Origin of the sequence: Paenarthrobacter sp. AMU7, assembly GCF_041200195.1 — a bacterium.
Classification (GTDB): Bacteria; Actinomycetota; Actinomycetes; order Actinomycetales; family Micrococcaceae; genus Arthrobacter.
Genome location: NZ_CP165735.1, coordinates 1,246,920 through 1,268,246 on the forward strand (window position 1 = coordinate 1,246,920; position 21,327 = coordinate 1,268,246).

Here is a 21,327-nt window from a genome sequence, read left to right on the forward strand (position 1 = left end):
CGGTCAGCCCACGTGCACCCACGGCCGGCGGGTGATGTCCGGCTCGGCTTCCCTCAGCACTTCCCGGGTCACCGGCGCGATCTCGCCTTCGCCGAAGAAGAGGAACTTGCTGAGGTTTGAAATCGGGTTGCCCTCGGTCCAGCGGAAGTAGATGTGGGGCATGAATCCAGTGACGTCCCGGATGTGGAGCAGCACGGCCGCCACAGTGTTGGGGACGTTGTTGCTGTGTACTTCAAGGATCTTGAAACCGTGCCGGATCTTGCCCACAACCTGGAGTTCCTGTTCGAAGTCCGAGCTGTCATCCACAATGACCTCGATGAAGACGGCGTCGCAGTCGACGGGCAGGTGGCTGGCCTGCTGGGCGTGCTGTAGCTTCTCGCGGTACCTGCTGGCGCTGAGGTGTTTGGGTTCATGCGCGATGATCCGGACGGGCCCCTCGGAAGCATTGGCGGTGAATTCCAGGGCTTTCTCGTCCATTTTGATGTGGGTGGCCCGGAGCTCGAAGGCGCGCCGCATGCGGGAGATGAAGCTGACCACCATGATGCCCAGGATGAAGAGTGCCGCGATCTTCAGGCCGTCAGGACGCTCGATCGAGTTGACCACTGTGGTGTAGATGAAGACGAGGGAGATGATTCCGAAGCCGATGAACTGGCCACGTTGCTTCTTTCGGCGTGCGGACAGGGTGACTGCGATGGAAGCAGAGGTGATCAGGACCAGTACGCCGGTGGCATACGCGCCACCCTGGGCGTTGACGTCGGCCTGGAAGATGATGGTGACGATGAAGGCGATCACGGTGAACACCAGGACCAACGGGCGCAGTGCCCGGGCCCAGGCGGGGGCCATGCCGTAGCGGGGCAGGTATCGCGGAACGAGGTTCAGCAGCCCGGCCATGGCGGACGCCCCGGCGAACCAGAGGATGGCGATGGTGCTGACGTCGTAGACGGTACCGAAGCCGTCGCCGAGGAACTTGTGGGCAAGGTAGGCGAGCGCGCGGCCCTCTGCTTTGCCACCGTCCTGGAACTCGGCGGCTGGAATCAGCATGACGGTGGTGAAGCTGGAGGTGATGAGGAACGAGCTCATGATGATGGCGGCCGTGGTGAGGAGCTTGTGGGCGCCCTTGATCCGGCCTGCGGGGTTGGCTTCGGTGTCTGTGGCGTGCCCCTTGATCTGGGGCATGACGGCCACGCCGGTTTCAAATCCGGAGAGCCCCAGTGCCAGGCGTGGGAAGACCAGAAGGGCCAGGGCGATCATCATGATGGGGTCGCCGTGGGAGGTGGTGAGTGCGGTCCACCAGTCGGTAATGACTCCGGCTTCGGTGAAGAGGTGGGTCATGGATACGACGATGACCACAAGGTTCAGTGCCAGGAACGCTGCCACCAGTACCACTGCCACATTGATGGCTTCCTTGAATCCGCGAAGGAAGACCACACCCAGCCCGGCGATCAAAGCCAGTGTAATGACAACGTGCTGGCCTTCCAGGAAGTGCGGCGCGAAGGGGTTCTCGATCAAGTGTGCTGTGGCGTCGGCAGCTGAGAGCGTGATGGTGATCATGAAGTCCGTGGCGGCGAATCCCAGGAGGGCCAGGACAAAGAGCTTGCCGCCCCAGCGGGGGAGGAGTCGTTCCAGCATGGCAATGGAGCCTTCGCCGCGAGGACTCTCGCGGGCCACGCGCCGGTAGACGGGCAGTGCGCCGGCCAGGGTTGCCAGCACCAGGAGCAGGGTGGCCAAGGGGGACAGCAGGCCCGCTGCCAGTGCGGCGATGGCGGGCTGGTAGCCGAGCGTGGAGAAGTAGTCCAGGCCGGTGAGGCACATGACCTTCCACCAGGCTTGTGGCTTGTGGGCGTCCGACGGGCGGCCGTGGGGGCCTTGCCTCTTGCCCGAGGTGTCCGGCATTCCTTCCAGCAGCCAGGGCTTGAGCTTGAAGGAGTTCTTTGGCCGGTTGGCCGGATCGGCCGGAGGCCTCGACAAGGTTGTCACTGTGTCCTTTCGTGCAGCACGGTGCTGCTTCCGCAAGGAGCGTATGGCCGCTTTCGACGCCGGGACCCCGGTTTTTATGGAATCTTTACGCCCACTGTGACCGGCATCTCATGAAGCGCGCCATCAAAATCAACTTGTAAACAGGTGATGCATATTAGGCAACTTTGAGTGTATGATGGGTGTCACAGTTATCCCAGCTATCCACTAAGGAGTGGCGCATTTTGGAAGAGCTCCGTATTGAGGCCAACGGCAACCTTGGTCCCATCGATTCGTCCCGCATCCCGCGCTATGCCGGTGCCGCCACCTATGCCCGTCTGCCCCGCCTGGATCAGGTCTCCAAAGCCGACGTCACGGTAGTTGGCGTTCCCTTTGACTCCGGCGTCTCTTACCGCCCCGGCGCGCGCTTCGGCGCCAACCACGTACGCGAGGCCAGCCGCCTGCTCCGCCCGTACAACCCCGCCTGGGACGTGAGCCCGTTCGAGAACATCCAGGTTGCCGACGCCGGCGACATGGCCGTGAACCCGTTCAACATCAACGAGGCCATCGAAACCGTCCAGCAGAACGCCCTGGACCTCACGGCCAACGGCAGCAAGCTGGTCACCCTGGGTGGCGACCACACCATTGCCCTGCCCCTCCTCCGCGCAGCCGCCGAGCGCGCCGGTGAGCCGATTGCCATGCTTCACTTCGACGCACACCTGGACACCTGGGACACCTACTTCGGTGCCGAGTACACGCACGGCACGCCCTTCCGGCGAGCCGTCGAGGAAGGCATCCTGGACACCGAAGCCATCAGCCACGTGGGTACCCGCGGCCCGCTGTACGGCAAGAAGGACCTCGACGACGACCACCGCTTCGGCTTTGGAATCGTCACCTCCGCAGACGTCTACTACCAGGGCGTGCTGGAAACTGTGGCCAAGATCCGTGACCGCATCGGCAACCGTCCGCTGTACATCTCAGTCGATATCGACGTCCTGGACCCGGCCCACGCCCCGGGTACCGGCACCCCCGAGGCCGGTGGCATCACCAGCCGCGAACTCCTCGAAATCATCCGTGGCTTCCGCGGCATGAACCTCGTCGGTGCCGACATCGTGGAAGTCGCCCCGGCGTATGACCACGCAGAAATTACCGGTGTGGCAGGCAGCCACGTAGCCTACGAGCTCGTGACCCTCATGGCCGACAACGCCGTCGAAGGTGACCGCCAAGGTGCCCCGAACGGTTATGCACAGCAGGCACTGGGCGCCCGCATCGCGGAGCTCGCCAAGGCAACGGGAGACCAGCGATGATTGATTTTGATCCCGGCACGGCAGCGCCCACCAAGGGGACCAACCAGCGTAACGGCGGGGACCTCGTCGTCGAGACCCTTGAAGCGCTGGGCGCGAAAACCGTTTTCGGTATTCCAGGCCAGCACGCACTGGGTCTTTTTGACGCCATGGGCCGCGGCAACCTCCACTTTGTCTCCTCCCGTGTGGAGAACAACTCGGCGTTCGCCGCCGACGGCTACTCCCGCGCCACCGGCGAGGTAGGTGTGCTGTTCCTGTCCACCGGTCCGGGCGCGTTGACGTCCCTGGCAGGTTTGCAGGAGGCCTACGCCACGGGCGTTCCCATGGTGGTTGTCGCCAGCCAGATCCCGCTCGATGGCCTGGGTGCACGTCGCAAGGGCATGCTGCACCAGCTTGATGACCAGAAGGCTTCGGCCGCGAACGTCACCAAGAGCCAGCGACTGATCCAGCACGCCTCCGGTATCCCGTCGGCCATCCAGGACGCCTGGACCGAAGCGATTTCCTCGCCGCAGGGTCCGGTCTGGATCGAAATCCCGCAGAATGTCCTGCTGGACCCGATCATGGTGCCCCCGGTTGAGGACGCCCTCGCCGAGGCATTCGACAACCCGCCCCGCGTCGAGCTGATCCGCGAGGCCGTGAAGTGGCTTTCGACGGCGGAACGTCCGGCGATCATCGCAGGCGGCGGTACACGCCGTGGCCGTGCTGAGAAGTCGCTGCTCTCCATCGCCGAACAGCTCCGTGCTCCGGTCATCTGCACTCCGGGCGGCAACGGTGCGTTCCCGTGGACCCATGAGCTGTCCCTGCAGTCATGGATCGAGGACCGGTACATGACCGACGTCCTGGAAGACGCCGACGTCCTCATTGTGATCGGCTCGTCGCTGGGCGAAGTGACATCCAACTACTTCACGTTCGAACCCCGCGGCCGCATCATCCAGATCGACGCCGAACCCCGTGTCCTCGAATCCAACAGGCCGGGCCTGGGCATCCGTGCCGACGCCGGCCAGGCCCTCGCAGCACTGGACGAAGCCCTCGCGGCGGCAGGGGCCGCGGACAAGGTGACGCGATCCTGGCACGGCACCAGCCCGGAAGACGTAGTCAAGGATTCTCTGGCCAAGGTCAAGGCCCGCCTGGAATCCCAGGACCTTGCCAAGGAACTGAAGTTCATGTCGGACATCCGCGAGGCCGTCCCGGCCGACATGCAGACGTTCTGGGACATGACCATTTCCGCTTATTGGGGCTGGAGCTGCTGGGACGCCCGGCAGGGCCAGTTCCACTCCGCCCAAGGCGCCGGTGGCCTCGGCTACGGTTTCCCGGCTGCCATCGGTGGTGCCGTCGGCTTGGAAACCACGGGCAAACCGAGTCGCGTGCTGGCTGTGTCCGGTGACGGCTCGTCGATGTACTCCATCTCCGAACTCGCCACGGCCAAGCAGCACAACGTCCCGGTCACGTGGCTGATCGTGGACGACGGCGGTTACGGCATCCTGCGGGAGTACATGGTGGGTGCCTTCGGCCAGGCCACTGCCACCGAACTTGCCCGTCCGGACTTCGTGAAGCTTGCCGAGTCCTTCGGTGTCCCGGCACGCCGGGTAGCACCGGAAGAAGTGGGCGACGCGCTCAAGGCCTCCTTCGAAGCGGACGGACCCAACGTCGTCGTGGTTGAAACATTGCTGAAGATGTTCGGCCCCACGCATTTGGATTAAGCAGCCGCGACTGAATATCCCCTAGCCAGCCCCCGCACGGAATACCGTGCGGGGGCTGCTTGCGTTGTGGGGCCTGCTCTGCGCCCCAATCCTGGGAGACAGAGCGCCGAGCAGGCCCCGCAACACCAGTCCAAGCCATCTTTAGTTTCCCAAAGCAATCAATCTGAGTTATAGTTGCTTTAGGCAAACAAAAAGAGGGGTGTTTTCCATGTCCGTCGGTTCGGCCACGGCAACAGATCTTGTTCATCAAATTTTCGACCTCCAGCGCACCCTACGTTGCGTGGTGACCGCCCACATGGCCCGCGTTCCCGACGTCGGAATGGCGCTCCAAGGGGTCATGCGGTTCATTGGCGAGGGGGAGGCCCGGGCTACCCAACTGGCCACACGCCTGGGCGTCAGCGCTCCGGTCCTGAGCAGGCATGTCACCGAGCTTGAGGACCTTGGCTTTGTGGTGCGGCGACCGGATCCTGCGGATGGCAGGGCCCAACTCCTCGCCCTGACAGAAAGTGGCGCGGCCAAGCTGCGCGAATTCGAAGAACAACGCAGCGTGAGACTGCGGGATTACCTGGCGGATTGGAGCGAGGCAGACGCCCTCGAGGCCTCCCAGGTCATCAACAAACTCACTGTGTCCCTCAAGGACTCAATCCGGGCAACGGCGGCCGGCTCCATCACAACACACCAGACAGCTTAGGAGCCACCATGGCCACACCAGCAGTTCAGAACACCAAGGCGGTGGACGCCTCAGTGAGCCCTGCGGCCAGCAAGGCCGCCGCGCCCATGACCCACCGGCAGATCATGGAAGCCCTCACCGGGCTCCTTGCAGCCTTCTTCACGGCGATCCTCAGCAGCACCATTGTTGCCAACGCCCTGCCCACCATCATGTCCGAGCTCAAGGGCACGCAGACCGACTTCGCCTGGGTCATTACCGCCGCGCTGCTTGCGAACGCGGCCACCACGCCCATCTGGGGCAAACTCGCTGACCTCTTCGACAAGAAGCTGTTGGTCCAGCTGAGCATCATCATCTTCGTGGCCGGCTCGGTGATGGCGGGCCTGTCCGAAACCATCCCGCTGCTGCTGACCGCCCGCGTCATCCAAGGTGTGGCGATGGGTGGCCTCACGGCCTTGGCGCAAGCCATTATCGGTTCGATGATCCCGCCGCGCGATCGTGGCAAGTACTCCGGTTACATGGGCGCCGTCATGGCTGTAGGCACCGCGGGTGGCCCGCTGCTGGGTGGATTCATCGTTGACAGCCCGCTCGGCTGGCGCTGGACGTTCTTCGTCTGCGTACCGCTGGCCGTCGTCGCACTCATCCTGCTCCAGGTGACCCTGAAGATCCAGCACATCAAACGCCCCGCCAAGATCGACTGGCTCGGTTCCATCCTGCTGACCTCCGGCGTGAGCCTGCTCCTGATCTGGGTTTCCTTCGCAGGCAACCCGGACTACTACGACTGGTTCTCCTGGCAGTCGGCCCTCATGGTGGGTGGCGGCGTTGCCCTGTTGGCCGTCCTGGTGTTCGTGGAAACCAAAGTTGCACAGCCGATCATTCCGCTGAAGATCATCTCCGAGCGCACCACGGCATTGGCTATTGTTGCCTCGGTTGCCGTCGGCATCGCCATGTTCGGTTCCTCTACCTTCCTGGGCCAGTACTTCCAGGTTGCCCGCGGCGCTACGCCCACAGAGGCGGGCCTGCTGACGCTTCCGATGATCGCCGGCAACCTGATTGGTTCGGTCGCATCCGGCATCCTGATCAGCCGCTTCGGTAAGTGGAAGAGGTTCCTGATCGCCGGCTCCGTCCTGCTGATCGGCGGGCTGGCGTTTGCTGGAACCATGGACCACACCACGGAACTGTGGATCGTGGCGATCTACACGGGCGTCTTTGGCCTGGGCCTTGGCATGCTGATGCAGAACCTGGTGCTGGCCGTGCAGAACACGGTCCAGGCCAAGGACATCGGAACGGCCAGTGCTTCGGTGGCGTTCTTCCGCTCGGTCGGTGGCGCGATCGGTGTCTCCGTCCTGGGCGCCATCATGTCCACCCATGTGAAAGACCTGGCCGTTGAAGGCATGGCGGCTGCGGGTATTCCTGTCCAGGGCGGTGCCTCCGGTGCCAGCATGGACCTGGCCGATATGCCCGCCCCCGTCGCCGACATCATGAGGGCTGCCTATGGCGACGCGACTGCCCAGATCTTCCTGATCTCCGCGATCATCAGCGTCGTGGCACTCCTGGCAGTGCTCTTCATCAAGGAACGGCCGCTGCGCCGAACCGTGGATGCAGCTCCGGAGAAGGAACTTGTTGCGACGGCCTCCTCGGACGCCGGGATGTCCCTGGACACGGCGTCGATGGACGCGCTGAAGGCGGAGGATCTGAAGACTGCCGGTCTGACTGCTGACGGTCTGAACGCGGACGACGACGGCGCCGGCACCCTGGGTGCCGGGCGTCAGGTTCCGGTGGGCGAACGTCAGGTTCCGCAGACCGAACGCACTACCTCCAGTCCGGACTCCGGCTCCGACCTGGATCTTGAGTTCGCCAGGATCCTTACGCAGGAACGCCCGCATGCGGGAAATGACGTGAGGGAAGTGCAGGAGCAACTGTCACGCACCCAGTACGTCCTGGCCGAACAGCAGTTGCAGCTGAGCCGTGCCAACGTCGAACTGCAGGCGAGGTTGCGGGAGCAGCAGGCCATCGCTGAACAGCAGGCCAGCACCGCCGAGGAACTCGCAGCAATCCGAAAGGAACTGAAGCGGGAACGCCGGCAGCAGGAACGGATGGCGTTACTGCTTATCCAAGGCGTGGAAGCGCGTCCGGACCACGGCAAGCACGCAGGCTGACACCGCCGGGCTGAAGAGAGGCGGACGGAAGCGCCGGGTGGGATTCCAGCCGGCGCTTTTTTGCTGTCTCCGGGCCTCTGGTGCCGGCTGCCGTCCGGTCACCTGCGACACGGCAAATACTCCGCTGGGATGATCTTTTCCGTAGGTTGTTTCGCCCGGGCAACGGATTTCGTAGAGTAGGGAGGCTAATACTGTCAGCCCTTGCTGCAACACTTCTCTTATCTCATTCGCGCACTTTTTCTAAGGACCCGTGGGCATGCTTGTCACCCTTATACGGCGCTATTCCAAGCCGTATTTGCCGCAGATTGTGGCCGTGCTGATCTTTCAGCTGGCGTCCACCATCGCCACGCTCTATCTCCCCAGCCTCAACGCCAGAATCATTGATGAGGGAGTGTCCCGAGGCGACACCGATTTCATCTGGCAGACGGGTGCGCTCATGCTCGCCGTCGCCCTTGGGCAGGTGCTCACTGCCATCGTCGCCGTGTACTTCGGCTCCCGCGTTGCCATGGCGATCGGTCGGGATTTGCGCCGCAGCGTCTTCCGTCAGGTGAGTAGTTTCTCCGCCCAGGATGTCAACAAGTTTGGTGCTCCCACACTGATTACGCGTGGAACCAATGATGTCCAGCAGGTTCAGATGTTGGTGCTCATGGGCCTGAACTTCATGGTGTCCACGCCTATTATGTGCGTTGGCGGCATCATTATGGCGCTCCGCGAGGACCTCAACCTCTCCTGGCTCGTGTGGGTTTCCGTTCCCGTCCTGGTAGCGGTTGTGGGCTACCTTGTGGTCCGGCTCATGCCGCTTTTCCGCTCCATGCAGACCAAGATCGATGCCATCAACGGCGTGCTGCGGGAGCAGATCATCGGTATCCGGGTGGTTCGCGCTTTTGTGCGTGAACCCCACGAGGCCAAGCGCTTCGGCGATGCCAATGACGACCTCACGGCTGTATCCGTGAAAATCGGCAACCTGTTTGTGCTGATGTTCCCGGCCATCGGCATGATCCTCCACCTCTCCACTGCTGCCGTTCTCTGGTTCGGCGGCCAGCGCGTGGACTCCGGCGAGATGCAGGTGGGTGCGCTCACGGCATTCCTCCAGTACCTGCTGCAGATCCTGATGGCCGTCATGATGGGCACGTTCATGGCCATGATGATCCCCCGTGCGTCGGTTTGTGCAGACCGCATCGGCGAGGTTCTCGATGTCGAGCCGTCCATCCACAACCCCAGTTCGCCGGTGGTTCCCGCAGAGAAGAAGGGACGCGTCGAATTCCGGGACGTCACCTTCAAGTACCCCGGTGCCGAGGCTCCGGTGCTGAGCAACATTTCCTTCACTGCTGAGCCGGGCAAGACCCTGGCCATCATTGGTTCCACGGGTGCCGGCAAGACCACCCTGGTTTCGCTGCTGCCGCGACTTTACGATGTCGCCTCCGGCGAAGTACTGCTCGACGGCGTCCCCGTCACCAACATGGATGCCTCAGAGATCACCAGCCGGGTATCGGCCGTTCCGCAGAAGCCGTATCTGTTCTCCGGAACCATCGAGCACAACCTGCGCTTTGGCAAACCGGACGCCACTGACGAGGAACTCTGGGATGCCTTGGAAACCGCCCAAGCCAAGGGCTTCGTGGAGGAAAAGTCTTCGGGCCTGAACAGGCGCATCGCCCAGGGCGGAACCAACGTCTCCGGTGGACAACGCCAGAGACTCTCCATTGCCCGTGCCTTGGTGACGAAACCCAACGTCTACCTGTTCGATGACTCATTCTCTGCCTTGGACGTCGCTACGGACGCCCGGCTCCGAAAGGCCCTGAAGGCCAAAACCCGGGATGCGACGGTCATTATTGTGGCCCAACGTGTCTCCACCATCGCGGACGCGGACGAGATCCTTGTGCTGGATAACGGCAGGATCGTTGACCGCGGAACGCACGACGAACTGCTTGAGACGTCACCCACGTACCAGGAAATCGTTGAATCCCAGCTGAGCGTGGAGGAAGTGGCATGAGCGAGCAGGACCAGCAGAAGAAGCGCGGCTGGGCTGACAAAGCACAAGCCGCAAAGGATGCCAAGGCTACAGCCGAGGCTGAAGCAGCAACCGAAGCACTTGACGACGACGACTTCGTCGAAGAGGAATACGTCCCTTCAGAAGCCGATGGCGGCATGTTCGGCGATGTCCCGGCAAAGAAGGCCAAGGAGTTCTGGCCGTCCGCCAAGCGACTCATGGGCTTGCTCAAGCCCGAGGCCGTTGGCGTGTACATCGTGATCGGGCTCGTCATCGTATCGGTGGTCCTTAACGTGATCGCCCCCAAGGTCCTGGGCAATGCCATGGACGTCATTTTCGGGGGCGTCATGGGCAAGCAGATCCCTGAGGGCGTCTCCAAAGAGCAGTTCGTGGAGCTTATGCGCCAGCAGGGCGAGGGCAACTTTGCGGACATGGTCTCCAAGATGGAGCTCACCAACGGGATCGACTTCCCCAAGCTGACGTTCCTGATTTCGATCGTGCTCCTCATGTATTTTGTGGCCAATATCTTCCTGTGGGCCCAGGGGTGGTTGCTCAACAGGATCGTCATGCGGGTCATCAAGAAGCTCCGCAACGACGTCCAGGCCAAGCTCAACCGGCTTCCGTTGAACTACTTCGACACCCGCCAGCGCGGTGACATCCTGTCCCGCGTCACCAACGACGTCGACAACGTCCAGCAAGGCCTCCAGCAGGCGTTCTCCCAGTTGGTCAGCTCGGTGCTCACAGTCCTTGGCATCACGGTCATGATGTTCATCGTGTCCTGGGAGTTGGCGCTGATTGCTTTGATCGCCCTGCCGTTGTCCGGCATCGTGGCAGGTGTTATTGGTGCCCGCAGCCAGAAACTCTTCGCAGCACAGTGGAAGAACACCGGCGCACTGAACGGCCAGATCGAAGAATCGTTCTCCGGCCACGACCTCGTGAAGGTCTTCGGGCGCGATGCCGACATGCTGGAGCGTTTCGACGACAAGAACGAGGAACTCTACAAGGCCTCCTTCGGTGCGCAGTTCGTGTCCGGCGTCATCTTCCCCGCCATGAACTTCGTGTCCTACCTGTCCTACGTCGGCATCGCCGTGGTGGGTGGCCTCCGGGTTGCGTCGGGCTCCATGAGCCTGGGCGATGCCACGGCATTCATCCAATACTCGCGTGAGTTCACCCAGCCCCTGGGCCAGATCGCCGGTATGGCGAACATGCTCCAGTCCGGCGTGGCCTCTGCCGAGCGCGTCTTCGAGTTCCTTGATGCTGATGAAGAAGTCGAAGAAAACGGCACACGTCACCTGCCTTCCAAGACCGATGGTCACGTTGAGTTCGAGCACGTCTCGTTCAGCTACGTGGAGGACAAACCGCTCATTGAGGACCTGTCCTTCTCGGCTGAACCTGGCCACACGGTGGCCATCGTAGGACCCACGGGTGCCGGTAAAACCACCTTGGTGAACCTCGTGATGCGTTTCTACGAGCTCAACGCCGGCCGGATCACCTTGGATGGCGTGGACATCAAGGACCTCACCCGTTCCGAGCTTCGATCCAAGGTGGGCATGGTGTTGCAGGATGCCTGGCTCTTCGGCGGGACCATCTACGACAACATCAAGTACGGCAACCTGGACGCTACAGAGGAGCAGATCATGGAGGCGGCCAAGGCCACCTACGTGGACCGCTTCGTCCGTGCACTGCCTGACGGCTACCAGACGATCATTGACGAAGAAGGAAACAACGTCAGTGCTGGTGAGAAGCAGCTGATCACGATCGCCCGGGCCTTCGTCTCCGATCCCTCGTTGCTGATCCTGGACGAAGCCACCAGCTCCGTGGATACCCGCACCGAACTGCTGCTGCAGAAGGCCATGGCTGCCCTCCGCACGGACCGGACGAGCTTCGTGATCGCCCACCGCCTCTCCACCATCCGGGACGCTGACACCATTTTGGTTATGGAGAACGGCAAGATCGTGGAGCAGGGCAACCACACCCAACTGCTCGCCCTCCAAGGCGCGTACTACCGGTTGTACATGTCGCAGTTCGCCGGCGAGGAAGAGACCGCTGTGAATGATTCGACGGCGGTGCACAGCTGAGTACCGATTCATTGAAGACCGGGCAACCTGCACGGAATTCCCTTGCACCCCAGCGCATTGAGGTCCTTGTACCCATGCGCTGGGGTGACATGGACGCTTATGGACACATCAACAATGTGCAGATCGTTCGCATGTTGGAGGAGGCCCGCATCGCAGCCTTCGGGCCTCCCCGCGGCGCGGGACTTCCCGGCGTAGAGCCTCCAGCTGCCCTTTTCAACGACGTTGAAGAAGGCATCATGACACTCGTGGTGGAGCACAAGGTCCGGTATGTCCGGACCTTGGAGTACCGCAACATGCCGGCTGTCGTGGAGATCTGGGTTGGTGCCGTCAAAGGCGCAAGCTTCGATCTTCACTACGTCATCAAGGACCCCGTTACGCGGGAGGATTGCGTCAAGGCCACCACGCACTTGGCGTTCGTTGCCGAGGACACCGGCCGGGTCCTCAGGCTCACTCCCGGGCAGAAGGAAAAGTTGGAGCGTTACCGCGCGTAGAGTTTCAGCATGAAACTTGAAATTGCCGTGGTCAGTGCCGCCGGTGCGGGTACCGCTGCCGCTGAGGGAGCCCACAGGGTGGAGCTCTGCAGCAGCCTGGAACTGGGTGGCATCACGCCCAGCCAGGGGCTCATGGAAGCCAGCATGGAGCACGTTGACGGCCGTCTGGAGATCCATCCGTTGATTCGCTGCAGGCCCGGCGACTTCCGATACTCAGCCTCGGACGTGGACACGATGGTCCATGAGATCCGCCACCTTCTGGCGCAGGGTGCCCATGGGGTGGTGGTGGGGGCGCTGACTCCGTCCGGAGATTTGGACGTTCACACGATCCAGCGCCTGGTGGAGGCCGCCAGGGCGGCCAACCCCGGAGCCCAGCTGACCTTTCACCGGGCCATCGATCAATCCAAGGAACCGTTGGCCGTGCTGGAGCAGCTTGTTGAGCTGGGCTTCACCAGGGTCCTGACGTCCGGACACGAAGCCACCGCTGGTGCGGGTCTGAAGACCTTGGCTGCAATGGCAGAACGGTTCGGGGGTGCTGTGGAAATCATGGCTGGTGGAGGATTGACCCTTGAAGACATCCCTGCCATGCACGCCGCGGGCCTGTCCGCCGTTCACTTGTCCGCCAAGAAGACGGTATCCACCCTCGGGGATGGTGCCATCTCCCTTGGCGCCCAGGATGGGGCAGACCCCACCGCCTACACCGTCACCGACCGCGAAGTGGTTCGGGCAGCAAAGGCGATGGTGAACGCGCTGGACCTGGCCGCCGCAAGATAACCCAGACATCCACCGTCTTGGGGCAGAAATCCCAGTAAGTACGCATCGCAATAACCCTTTACGAGCCCTCTGAAGGCCGGGATGATGTAAGGATTCACCAACGTGGTGAAAAGCCCCGGACGCTACCCTTCAGGAGTCCCAGCGATGCCGCTGCCCACGCCGGTTTCACCGGCCGTCACGTCCCCACCCATCATCACCCCAAGCAACAGGACAACAGGCCACCCGGAGGTGGAATGTGGCCTGGGGGCATGGGACAAGCTGCTCTATGGAAACCACCGATTCGTCGTGGAAGTTGTGGAAGCCCCCCACGGCGCGGGTCAGGCCCACAGGGTGGTCCTCCCATGGCGTCGACAGGACAAGGACCCGGCGTCGGTGGACGTCATCGTCGTCTCGGAAAGGACCGGTTCCAGGGTCCGGAACGTGATCGTGGAAGTGGCCACCCGTGAGTCCGGAAGCATCGTTTTCGAAGCGATCGACGGCCACGGGATTTATTTCTTCTATTACTTGCCTTACGCCATGCTGGGGAAGCCCCACTACCCCCAAGCTGAGTACCTCCCGCATCGTCCATCGGCAGAGCCTGGATGGGCCGCCGGCGTCGTGCCTTCACCGTGGTGGCAGGCGGCTGACGCCGAACATCCGGACAACGAACTACCCCAGGCAACCGTCCTCCGCTATGAAGCCGCCAGCGGACGCGACTCCTTCGCTCCGATGAACTTCACGGCCCGGGCGGACGAGGCGGAAGTACTCAACACCAGACATGCGGGCGAGGCTTTCCTGCTTTTCCCCGAGGACCGGCTGAATCCGGTCTCCATGCAAGGGGATCTGCCGGCGCATTGGGTCATCAATGGACCGCAGCGGAGCTTCCACGCGAGTGCAGAACCGGGGGAGGACTACGTGGTCCAGGTAGGCCTCTACGCGCTGGAGGATCTGCACGGCGTGAGGGTCGACGTCACCTCGTCGGCCGGCGGTCATTGCCTCAACACCGATGGCGTAGACCGTCTTGGGAAGCCGTGGCACACCAGCCTGGCTGTTCCGGCCGGACAGGTGCAGGCGCTGTATGTGATTCTGCCGGTCCCCCAGGAAAGAGCCGGAACCACTCTGGAAGCGTTGCTGAGGGTCACTGCCGCCGGCCAAGCGGCCCAAGAGGTTGAGGTCAGGCTGGACGTGGCCGCCGACAGCGGTGCGGACCCGGCGGTTGCCGCCGGCGGCTTCGGCGATCCCCGTTTGCTGCGCCGCTTGGCGTGGCTGGATTCGCGGGTGGCCCAGGATGCGGAGCTCGTCAGCCCTTTCACGGCCATCACGCTGGACCAATCCAGCAGGACGCTGGGGATTCTGGGCAGGTCCCTGCGGTTGGCGGAGTCGGGACTCCCTGCGCAGGTGACGTCGACCTTCACCGCCGCCGTGACCGCAACGGACGGTCCCGACGTCGAGCTCTTCAGTGGCCCGATACGCCTGGACGTCGACGGCATCGAATGGAGCTATGCACCAATAGCCTTCAGAGAGGAGGGGCCAGCCCGGATCTCGTGGCGATCCACGTGGACGGGGCTGAAGGAGGCCAAGGCCGTGCTGGCTCTGGAGCTGAACGGCGTGCTCGACGCCGAAGGAGCGGTTTCGTACTCGCTGCGGCTCAGTCCCGGGGGAACCACGGACGTGAACGACGTCGGCCTGCAGCTTGAGTTTCAAGAGGCTGCGGTTCCGCTCGCGATGGGCCTGGGACTTCCCGGCGGGCGGCGTCCGGAGTCCTTGGACTGGACGTGGGACGTGGCGACGAAGAACCAAGATGCGCTATGGCTCGGGAACGTGAACGTGGGGATACAGGTGGCCCTTCGGGATGGGAGCTACGAGCGGCCTCTGAACACCAATTTCTACCGGGAAAAGCCGTTGGTGGAACCGGTGTCCTGGGCCAATCGGCAGGAGGCAGGCGGCGAAAGCACAGTCCGCGGCGGGGTCACCCTCCGGACCGGCGGGGGCTGCGTGACACTGAACGCCTTCAGCGGCGCCCGGACGCTCGCGGCGAACGAGCCACTGGACTTCAACTTTCGCCTGCTCCTGACACCGTTCAAACCACTCCAACCCGGCCGCCACTTGGCCAAGCGCTACTTCCATCAGCCTGCGGCCCCCGCGGACATCTCAGCTGCCGGAGCCACGGTAGTCAACGTCCACCACGCCACGGCACCGGCGCCCTATATCAACGACCCCCTGCTGACTGCGGACCCGCTGCGGAAGTACATCGACGAATGCCACCGGCACGGACTGAAAGCCAAGGTGTACAACACGGTCCGTGAGCTCACGTTCCACAGCCCGGAGTTATTGCCGCTGCTGCAACTGGACCACGAGATCTTCAGCGACGGCCGGGGCAAGGGACACATCTGGCTCCAGGAGCATGCCGGGAACGGCTACGTGTCCGCCTGGTTCGCTCCTGATGTGGAGGACATCGCAGTGGTGACGACGGGTGAGTCCCGGTGGGAGAACTTCTACGTTCGCAGCTTGCAGGAGCTGGCCAGCGGGGAGGATGGGATCGACGGCATCTATCTTGACGACATTGCCTACGACCGCCACGCGATGCTTCGGGTCCGCAAGGTCCTGGAGAGGGCCTGCCACGCCCGTGGCGTGGACGGTCCCGAGATAGACCTTCACTCTGCAAACCAGTTCACGGCGCACGACGGGTACGCGTCCTCGGCCAATCTGTACATGGAGCAGCTTCCCCATGTGGACAGGCTCTGGCTGGGGGAGTATTTCGACTATGACTCCACCGATCCCGAGTATTGGCTGGTGGAACTGTCCGGCATTCCGTTCGGGCTTATGGGCGAGATGTTGGAAGGCGGCGGCAATCCGTGGCGGGGAATGGTGTTCGGCATGACCGGCCGGGCGCCCGCCGTCGACAACCGGCCGCTCTGGGAATTCTGGTCCGAAACCGGGCTGGAGCACGCCCACATGCAGGGGTTCTGGGACCCGCAATCACCCGTGCGGTCCAGCCATCCGGACATCCGGGCCACCACCTGGCTCACGGAACGCGGAATGGTGGTGGCGCTGGCTTCCTGGGCCAGGCACACTGAACACGTGAGGTTGCTGTTCGACGACGTCGCTGCCGCCACCAGCCGCATCATCGCCCCGGCGATCCCCGGTTTCCAACCCGCCGCGAGCTATGCGCCCGGCGATTCCATCACCCTTGATCCGCAGCGCGGCCTCCTCCTCACGATCGGATACTGACGTGGCCACCACTACCAGCTCGAACCTCACCGTCACCACCATTACCCTGACCATGGCCGAGCTCGGTCCGCTCAACCCGTTGCCCGTGGTAGCCGCCGAGCTTGACCAGCCCTACACCGTGGGCGAAGGCGTCCCGGAGGAACTCCAGGCGTCGGCCCGCTATGGTGTGGTGCCCAACGTCTACCCGTATCTCATGCAGGACGGGTACAGCCGCGACGCGGCACCCCGGGAGGTCCCCGCCGTCGTGCTTGAAAACAGCAAGCTCAAGGTGACAGTCCTCCCGTCCCTGGGCGGGCGCATCTGGGAGCTGCTGGACAAAGCGACGGGCAAACAGCTCCTCCACACCCACGACGCCCCGCAGCTGGCCAACATCGCGCTGCGCAAGGCGTGGTTCGCGGGCGGGCTGGAATGGAACATCGGTACCCGCGGCCATTCGCCCACAAGTTGCGATCCGCTGCACACCGCGATCGTGCACACCCCGGGCGGGAAGCACATCCTGCGGATGTGGGAGTTCGAACGGCTGCGGGAAGTGGTGTTCCAAGTGGACATCTGGTTGCCGGAAGACTCAGCCGTTTTGTTCGCCGCCGTCCGGCTGCGGAACCCCAACGACCATGACGTTCCCATGTATTGGTGGAGCAACGCCGCCATCCCGGAAACGGCCGGCACCCGCGTGATCGCGCCGGCGGGCGAAGCCTACGGCAGCGACTACACCACGGACATCACCCGCGTCCGACCCACCAACCACGAAGGCTATGACGGCACGTGGCTGGTCAACAGCCCGCACGCGGCTGACTTTTTCTTCGACATCGACCCCTCCGAGCGGCGTTGGGTTGTGGCCGCAGATGACGACGGCGATGGGCTGGCGATGCTGTCAACGGACCTCCTGAGGGGAAAGAAGCTCTTCGTGTGGGGCCAGGGCCAAGGCGGGAAACGGTGGCAGGAGTGGTTAAGCCCCGGTGCCGGGCCTTATGCCGAGATCCAGGCTGGGTTGGCCCAGACGCAGTTTGAACACCTGGTGATGCCAGCCGGCGCGGAGTGGGCGTGGGTAGAGGCGTACGGGAACGGGCATCTGGATCCGGACGCATCGCATGGCACCGACTGGGACGCCGCGGTGGCACACGCCGGCGAACGTTTGGAGCAGCTTCTGCCGCACGACGTACTCGAAGCGATGCTTCCCGCAGCCATTGCCGACGCCAACGTCCCACCGTCGACAATGCTGCTGCGCGGCAGCGGGTGGGGCGTGGTGGAGCGTGCGCGCCGCCTGAAAACAGGCAGGGCGTGGATCGATGAGACCGGAACCCCATTCATGGATGAGAGCGTCACAGGGGAGCAGGAGCCCTGGCTTGGGCTACTGCAAGGAAAAGCGTTCGACGGCGCGCCCAGCTTCGTCGCCGGGGCGGACTGGGAGGAGTTGCTGGCACGGCAGGACAGCCCTGGCGCGAAACTGCATCTGGCCACCATGAGGCACGCCCGGCAGGACCTGGAGGGAGCGAAGGCTGCCTACAGCGAGGTGCTGGCCACGGACGCCACGCCGGGGACAAAGGCGCTCGCACATCGTGGGCTGGGATTGGCGCTGCTAGCCGGCGGCCAGGACACGGAAGGGCTCGCCGAGCTCAGGAACGGAGTGGACAGCGACCCTTCAAACGCAGCCTTGCTGACCGAAGCCGTCACCCTCAGCATCCGGCACGGTGACCCGGCCATGGCGCTGGAACTGAGTGCATCGGCGCCCAAGGAGGGGATCGGCGTCGGACGTTTGCGGTTCCTGAGGGCCTTGGCGCTTGCACGAACCGGAAATCCGGGGGAGGCGGCCGCGATCCTGCGTGAGGGCGTGGAGATTCCGGACCTACGTGAAGGTGAAGACGCCATCGCGGCCCTGTGGGAAGAAGTCTGCCCGGACCAGCCTGTTCCGGCTCCTTACCAATTCGGAATGCACTGACCCCTGCCCCGGTGTGGCCTCCCGCACATCCGGGTCAATGTCTGAAAGCGTGTTCTGGACGAATCAGCGACGACGAACGGAGCACGGATTGATCCCCGAAATACCAGGACTGCCGCAGATGGAGTGGACGTCTTCGCTTGGACACGTGAGCTACGACGAGGCGGAGGGGACGCTGACGCTCACGGCAGCTCCCGGCGTCGATTGGACCAACGATTCCCTGGGCGGGGAGCCGCAGCATGCGGCCACGGCGCTGGGCTTCAGGGCGCCGGCGGCTTTCTCGCTCTCGGCCCGGGTTCTGGTGGCCTCGCCCAGGACAACGTTCGACGCCGGCGTGTTGACGTTGTGGGCGGACAGCGATCATTGGGCCAAGCTCTGCTTCGAGTACTCGCCGCAAGGGGAAGCCATGGTGGTCAGCGTGGTCACCAACGGATATTCCGACGATTCCAACGGCCCGCTGGTTACGGCGCCTTGGATCTATTTGCGGGTCAGCAGGGTTGGTCCAGCGTGGGCGTTCCACTCATCAGCCGATGGCAGGGAATGGTCCTTTGTCCGCCTGTTCAGGTTGGATTCGGACAAACCCGTGCACGTCGGGTTCATGTCGCAGGCGCCCATGGGAGAGAGCTGCGAGGCGCGTTTTGACGCCATCGAATGGACGGAAGAACCTCCGGCAGATTTGCGCGACGGAAGTTAGCCCGGGTCAAACGGGTGGAGCGGCTGCCTGTGGATATCCAGATGCTTGGGTAAACCAAACAAGGTAAGTTGGCATGGTGATTCCCTCCGTGAAACCTGCCATTGACCGCGCCCCCGGAGTCTCCAAGGAGATCGAGGACGCGGCCTGGTACGTGCTCGGTCCGGCGCTGCAGGGGAGACCTTCGGCGCTGGACGGCCGGACACTGACGTGGACAGCGGATGCCGCCGGTGAGCTGCTGGAACGGCTTGAGCGTGGGGTGGAAGATTCCAAAGCTCCCATGATGACCAATCTTCGGCAGAACCTGGAAGGCGCGTCGCGTGAGGCCAAGTTGTTGGCTGTGGAATTGCTGTTCCTGCAGTCGCTGCCGCTCGCGCACGAGGTCAAGTCCCTCAGGGTGAAGCGTGCCCGTGTTGCCGAGGCCGCGTCCTGGGTTGAGCCGGCCATTGAGCTGCCTGAAGAACTCTACGAGGGCATGACGGACCATGGAGTCATCCGTGACCGTACGGCGGAGTTCAACTGGACCATCTGGGATCACTTGAAGTGGCTGTGCCGCTTTGTGGCCCACGTGGACCGCCAGAGCACAGCCACCATCAATCAGGCTCTTGAGGACCCGCTGAAGTTCCACGAACTCGCAGCCGCAACACCCGAAGACCAACCTGCCCTGCGCCGCAGCATCGAGTACCTGGTGTGGCCCAGTTATTTTGAGCCCGTGGTGGCCGATGTAGAACGCCAGGAGATCCGGGACGCCTTTGCTTCGCTCGTGGGCGGAGCCAAGGGTGACTCGGACGAGGACATCACTGCGGATATCCACCGCATCCGCCTGCACCTGGACGAACAAGCCGGGCAGCGCATCGACTGGTACGCCCGCCAACTGGTGAGCCAATGGCGCAAAGTGGGAGATCCAGGTCGTCGCTCCTGGCTCCTGCGCACCCATCACGATAATGCGGACCTCTTGGCTGCCTGGGTAGCCGAAGAGAAGGCCACCTTGGATGTGGAACACCTGCGGACCCTGACGGCAGGCGTTACTGCAGGCGTGGTCCAGCACGCCGTGGACGAGGACTACAAACACCTTGGCTATGTGGAACGCGAGGATACCAAGACCGCCGTCTTTGCCTTCCTGACGGTGATGAAACCGGGCGATCTCACGCTCTACCAGCATGCGGGCAGGGTCCGTGTTGGCGTTGTCCTGGGCGAGCCCGAACACCACGAGGACAACCGCCGCATCCGCCGCAAGGTCCGCTGGTTCGATGACAGTTACGCCATCCCCGAACTTCCGCGGCATGCCCAGCGTCAACTGTCCACGCCCGGGATCCTGGTGGATGTCACCAGGGTCATCCAGGCCCTGCAGGAACTGCTCCCGGTAGAAGCCGAAACCGACGGCGAGGACGAGGCCCCGCCCACCGCCGTCGTCGAGGTTGTCCAACAAGGTTTCCGGCCCCTGACCGAAGAGTTTGCAGCGTCCCTGCACATGGACCTCGAACCCCTCGAGGAGATCGCGGAGCTGCTGGAGGAGAACCGGCAGTTGGTTCTCTATGGTCCTCCGGGAACCGGTAAGACGTACCTCGCCAAACACCTTGCCGCCGAGCTCGCGGGCGATCACACCGATGAACGGGTGAAGCTGGTCCAGTTCCACCCGTCGTATGCCTACGAGGACTTCTTCGAGGGCTACCGCCCGGACAAGACCGACGACGGCCAGGTCTCCTTCAAGCTCGTGGCGGGACCCTTGCGCCGGCTCGCGGAGGAAGCCGCCAAACCGGAAAACGCGCATAAGCCGTACTTCCTCATCATCGACGAAATGAACCGCGCCAACCTGGCCAAGGTTTTCGGTGAGCTGTACTTCCTGCTTGAGTACCGGGACGACCGGATTTACCTGCAATACAGCCCCAATGAGCCGTTCAGCTTGCCTGACAACCTCTACATCATCGGCACCATGAACACCGCTGACCGTTCCATCGCCATGATGGATGCGGCCATCCGCCGCCGTTTCGCGTTCATCGAGCTGCACCCCAAGGAGGAACCGATCCGCGGCACGTTGCGCCGGTTCCTAGAAGCGCGGGGGCTGGACACGCTCAACGCGGACCTGCTGGATGCGCTCAACGACGCGATTGACGACTGGGACCGGGACCTGATGATCGGGCCGTCGTATTTCATGAAGAACGCCGCCCAGAACCCCACGGGCCTGCGCCGGATCTGGAAATACGAGCTCATGCCGCTGTTGGAAGAGCACTACCACGGGCAACTGAACCGGGCACAGCTGGAGGAGCGCTTCGGCCTGGACCAGCTGCTGGGACGTCTTGCAGCCCGCTAAGGCCATCCCGCCGCGGCCGGGCCGGGCGCCCGCCAGCGCCGCCCGGGTCACCAGCGCGGGCCGGATCAC

The 21,327-nt window shown here is 63.3% G+C and carries 13 protein-coding genes; 12 read left to right on the plus strand and 1 reads right to left on the minus strand.

Translation table 11 applies throughout. The annotated features are described in order from the left end of the window. Positions 1-3 precede the first annotated feature (3 nt). Entirely contained in the window at positions 4-1,977 is a 1,974-nt protein-coding gene (locus ABQM86_RS05870; RefSeq protein WP_337340880.1) for an amino acid transporter, read from the minus strand. A gap of 221 nt (positions 1,978-2,198) precedes the next feature. On the opposite strand from ABQM86_RS05870, the gene speB reads away from it, so the two are divergent. The 12 genes from speB to ABQM86_RS05930 all read left to right on the plus strand — a co-directional run bounded on the left by speB (position 2,199) and on the right by ABQM86_RS05930 (position 21,258). After that, positions 2,199-3,260: an agmatinase gene (speB, locus tag ABQM86_RS05875; RefSeq protein ID WP_207596615.1), complete on the plus strand. Its 1,062-nt coding sequence runs from the start codon at positions 2,199-2,201 to the stop codon at positions 3,258-3,260. Further along, positions 3,257-4,957, plus strand: coding sequence for a thiamine pyrophosphate-binding protein (locus ABQM86_RS05880; protein WP_369746143.1), 1,701 nt, complete (start codon positions 3,257-3,259; stop codon positions 4,955-4,957). The genes speB and ABQM86_RS05880 overlap by 4 nt, the downstream gene beginning before the upstream one ends. Before the next feature lie 208 nt (positions 4,958-5,165). Continuing rightward, on the plus strand, positions 5,166-5,648 hold the full coding sequence (locus tag ABQM86_RS05885; protein WP_207596617.1) for a MarR family winged helix-turn-helix transcriptional regulator: 483 nt from the start codon (positions 5,166-5,168) through the stop codon (positions 5,646-5,648). Between the two features lie 8 nt (positions 5,649-5,656). After that, positions 5,657-7,783, plus strand: coding sequence for an MFS transporter (locus tag ABQM86_RS05890; protein WP_369746144.1), 2,127 nt, complete (start codon positions 5,657-5,659; stop codon positions 7,781-7,783). Positions 7,784-8,039: 256 nt separating this feature from the next. Further along, positions 8,040-9,773 carry an ABC transporter ATP-binding protein gene (locus ABQM86_RS05895; protein WP_207596619.1) on the plus strand — a complete coding sequence of 578 codons (1,734 nt, stop codon included), beginning with the start codon at positions 8,040-8,042 and terminating at the stop codon, positions 9,771-9,773. Beyond that, the gene (locus ABQM86_RS05900) at positions 9,770-11,848 is read left to right on the plus strand and encodes an ABC transporter ATP-binding protein (RefSeq protein ID WP_369746145.1); all 2,079 of its coding nucleotides are present in this window, start codon (positions 9,770-9,772) and stop codon (positions 11,846-11,848) included. Before ABQM86_RS05895 ends, ABQM86_RS05900 begins: the two co-directional genes overlap by 4 nt. Before the next feature lie 74 nt (positions 11,849-11,922). Then, positions 11,923-12,339, plus strand: coding sequence for an acyl-CoA thioesterase (locus ABQM86_RS05905; RefSeq protein WP_369746636.1), 417 nt, complete (start codon positions 11,923-11,925; stop codon positions 12,337-12,339). A gap of 9 nt (positions 12,340-12,348) precedes the next feature. Further along, positions 12,349-13,113: a copper homeostasis protein CutC gene (locus ABQM86_RS05910; RefSeq protein WP_369746146.1), complete on the plus strand. Its 765-nt coding sequence runs from the start codon at positions 12,349-12,351 to the stop codon at positions 13,111-13,113. A 102-nt stretch (positions 13,114-13,215) separates the two neighbouring features. Beyond that, complete coding sequence (locus tag ABQM86_RS05915; protein ID WP_369746147.1) at positions 13,216-16,323, plus strand: glycoside hydrolase domain-containing protein; 3,108 nt, start codon at positions 13,216-13,218, stop codon at positions 16,321-16,323. Position 16,324: 1 nt separating this feature from the next. Next, complete coding sequence (locus tag ABQM86_RS05920; protein ID WP_369746148.1) at positions 16,325-18,259, plus strand: DUF5107 domain-containing protein; 1,935 nt, start codon at positions 16,325-16,327, stop codon at positions 18,257-18,259. A gap of 118 nt (positions 18,260-18,377) precedes the next feature. After that, entirely contained in the window at positions 18,378-18,950 is a 573-nt protein-coding gene (locus ABQM86_RS05925; protein ID WP_369746149.1) for a DUF1349 domain-containing protein, read from the plus strand. Between the two features lie 73 nt (positions 18,951-19,023). Continuing rightward, positions 19,024-21,258, plus strand: a complete 2,235-nt coding sequence (locus ABQM86_RS05930) for an McrB family protein (protein ID WP_207596623.1) — start codon at positions 19,024-19,026, stop codon at positions 21,256-21,258. The last annotated feature ends 69 nt before the right edge of the window (positions 21,259-21,327 follow it).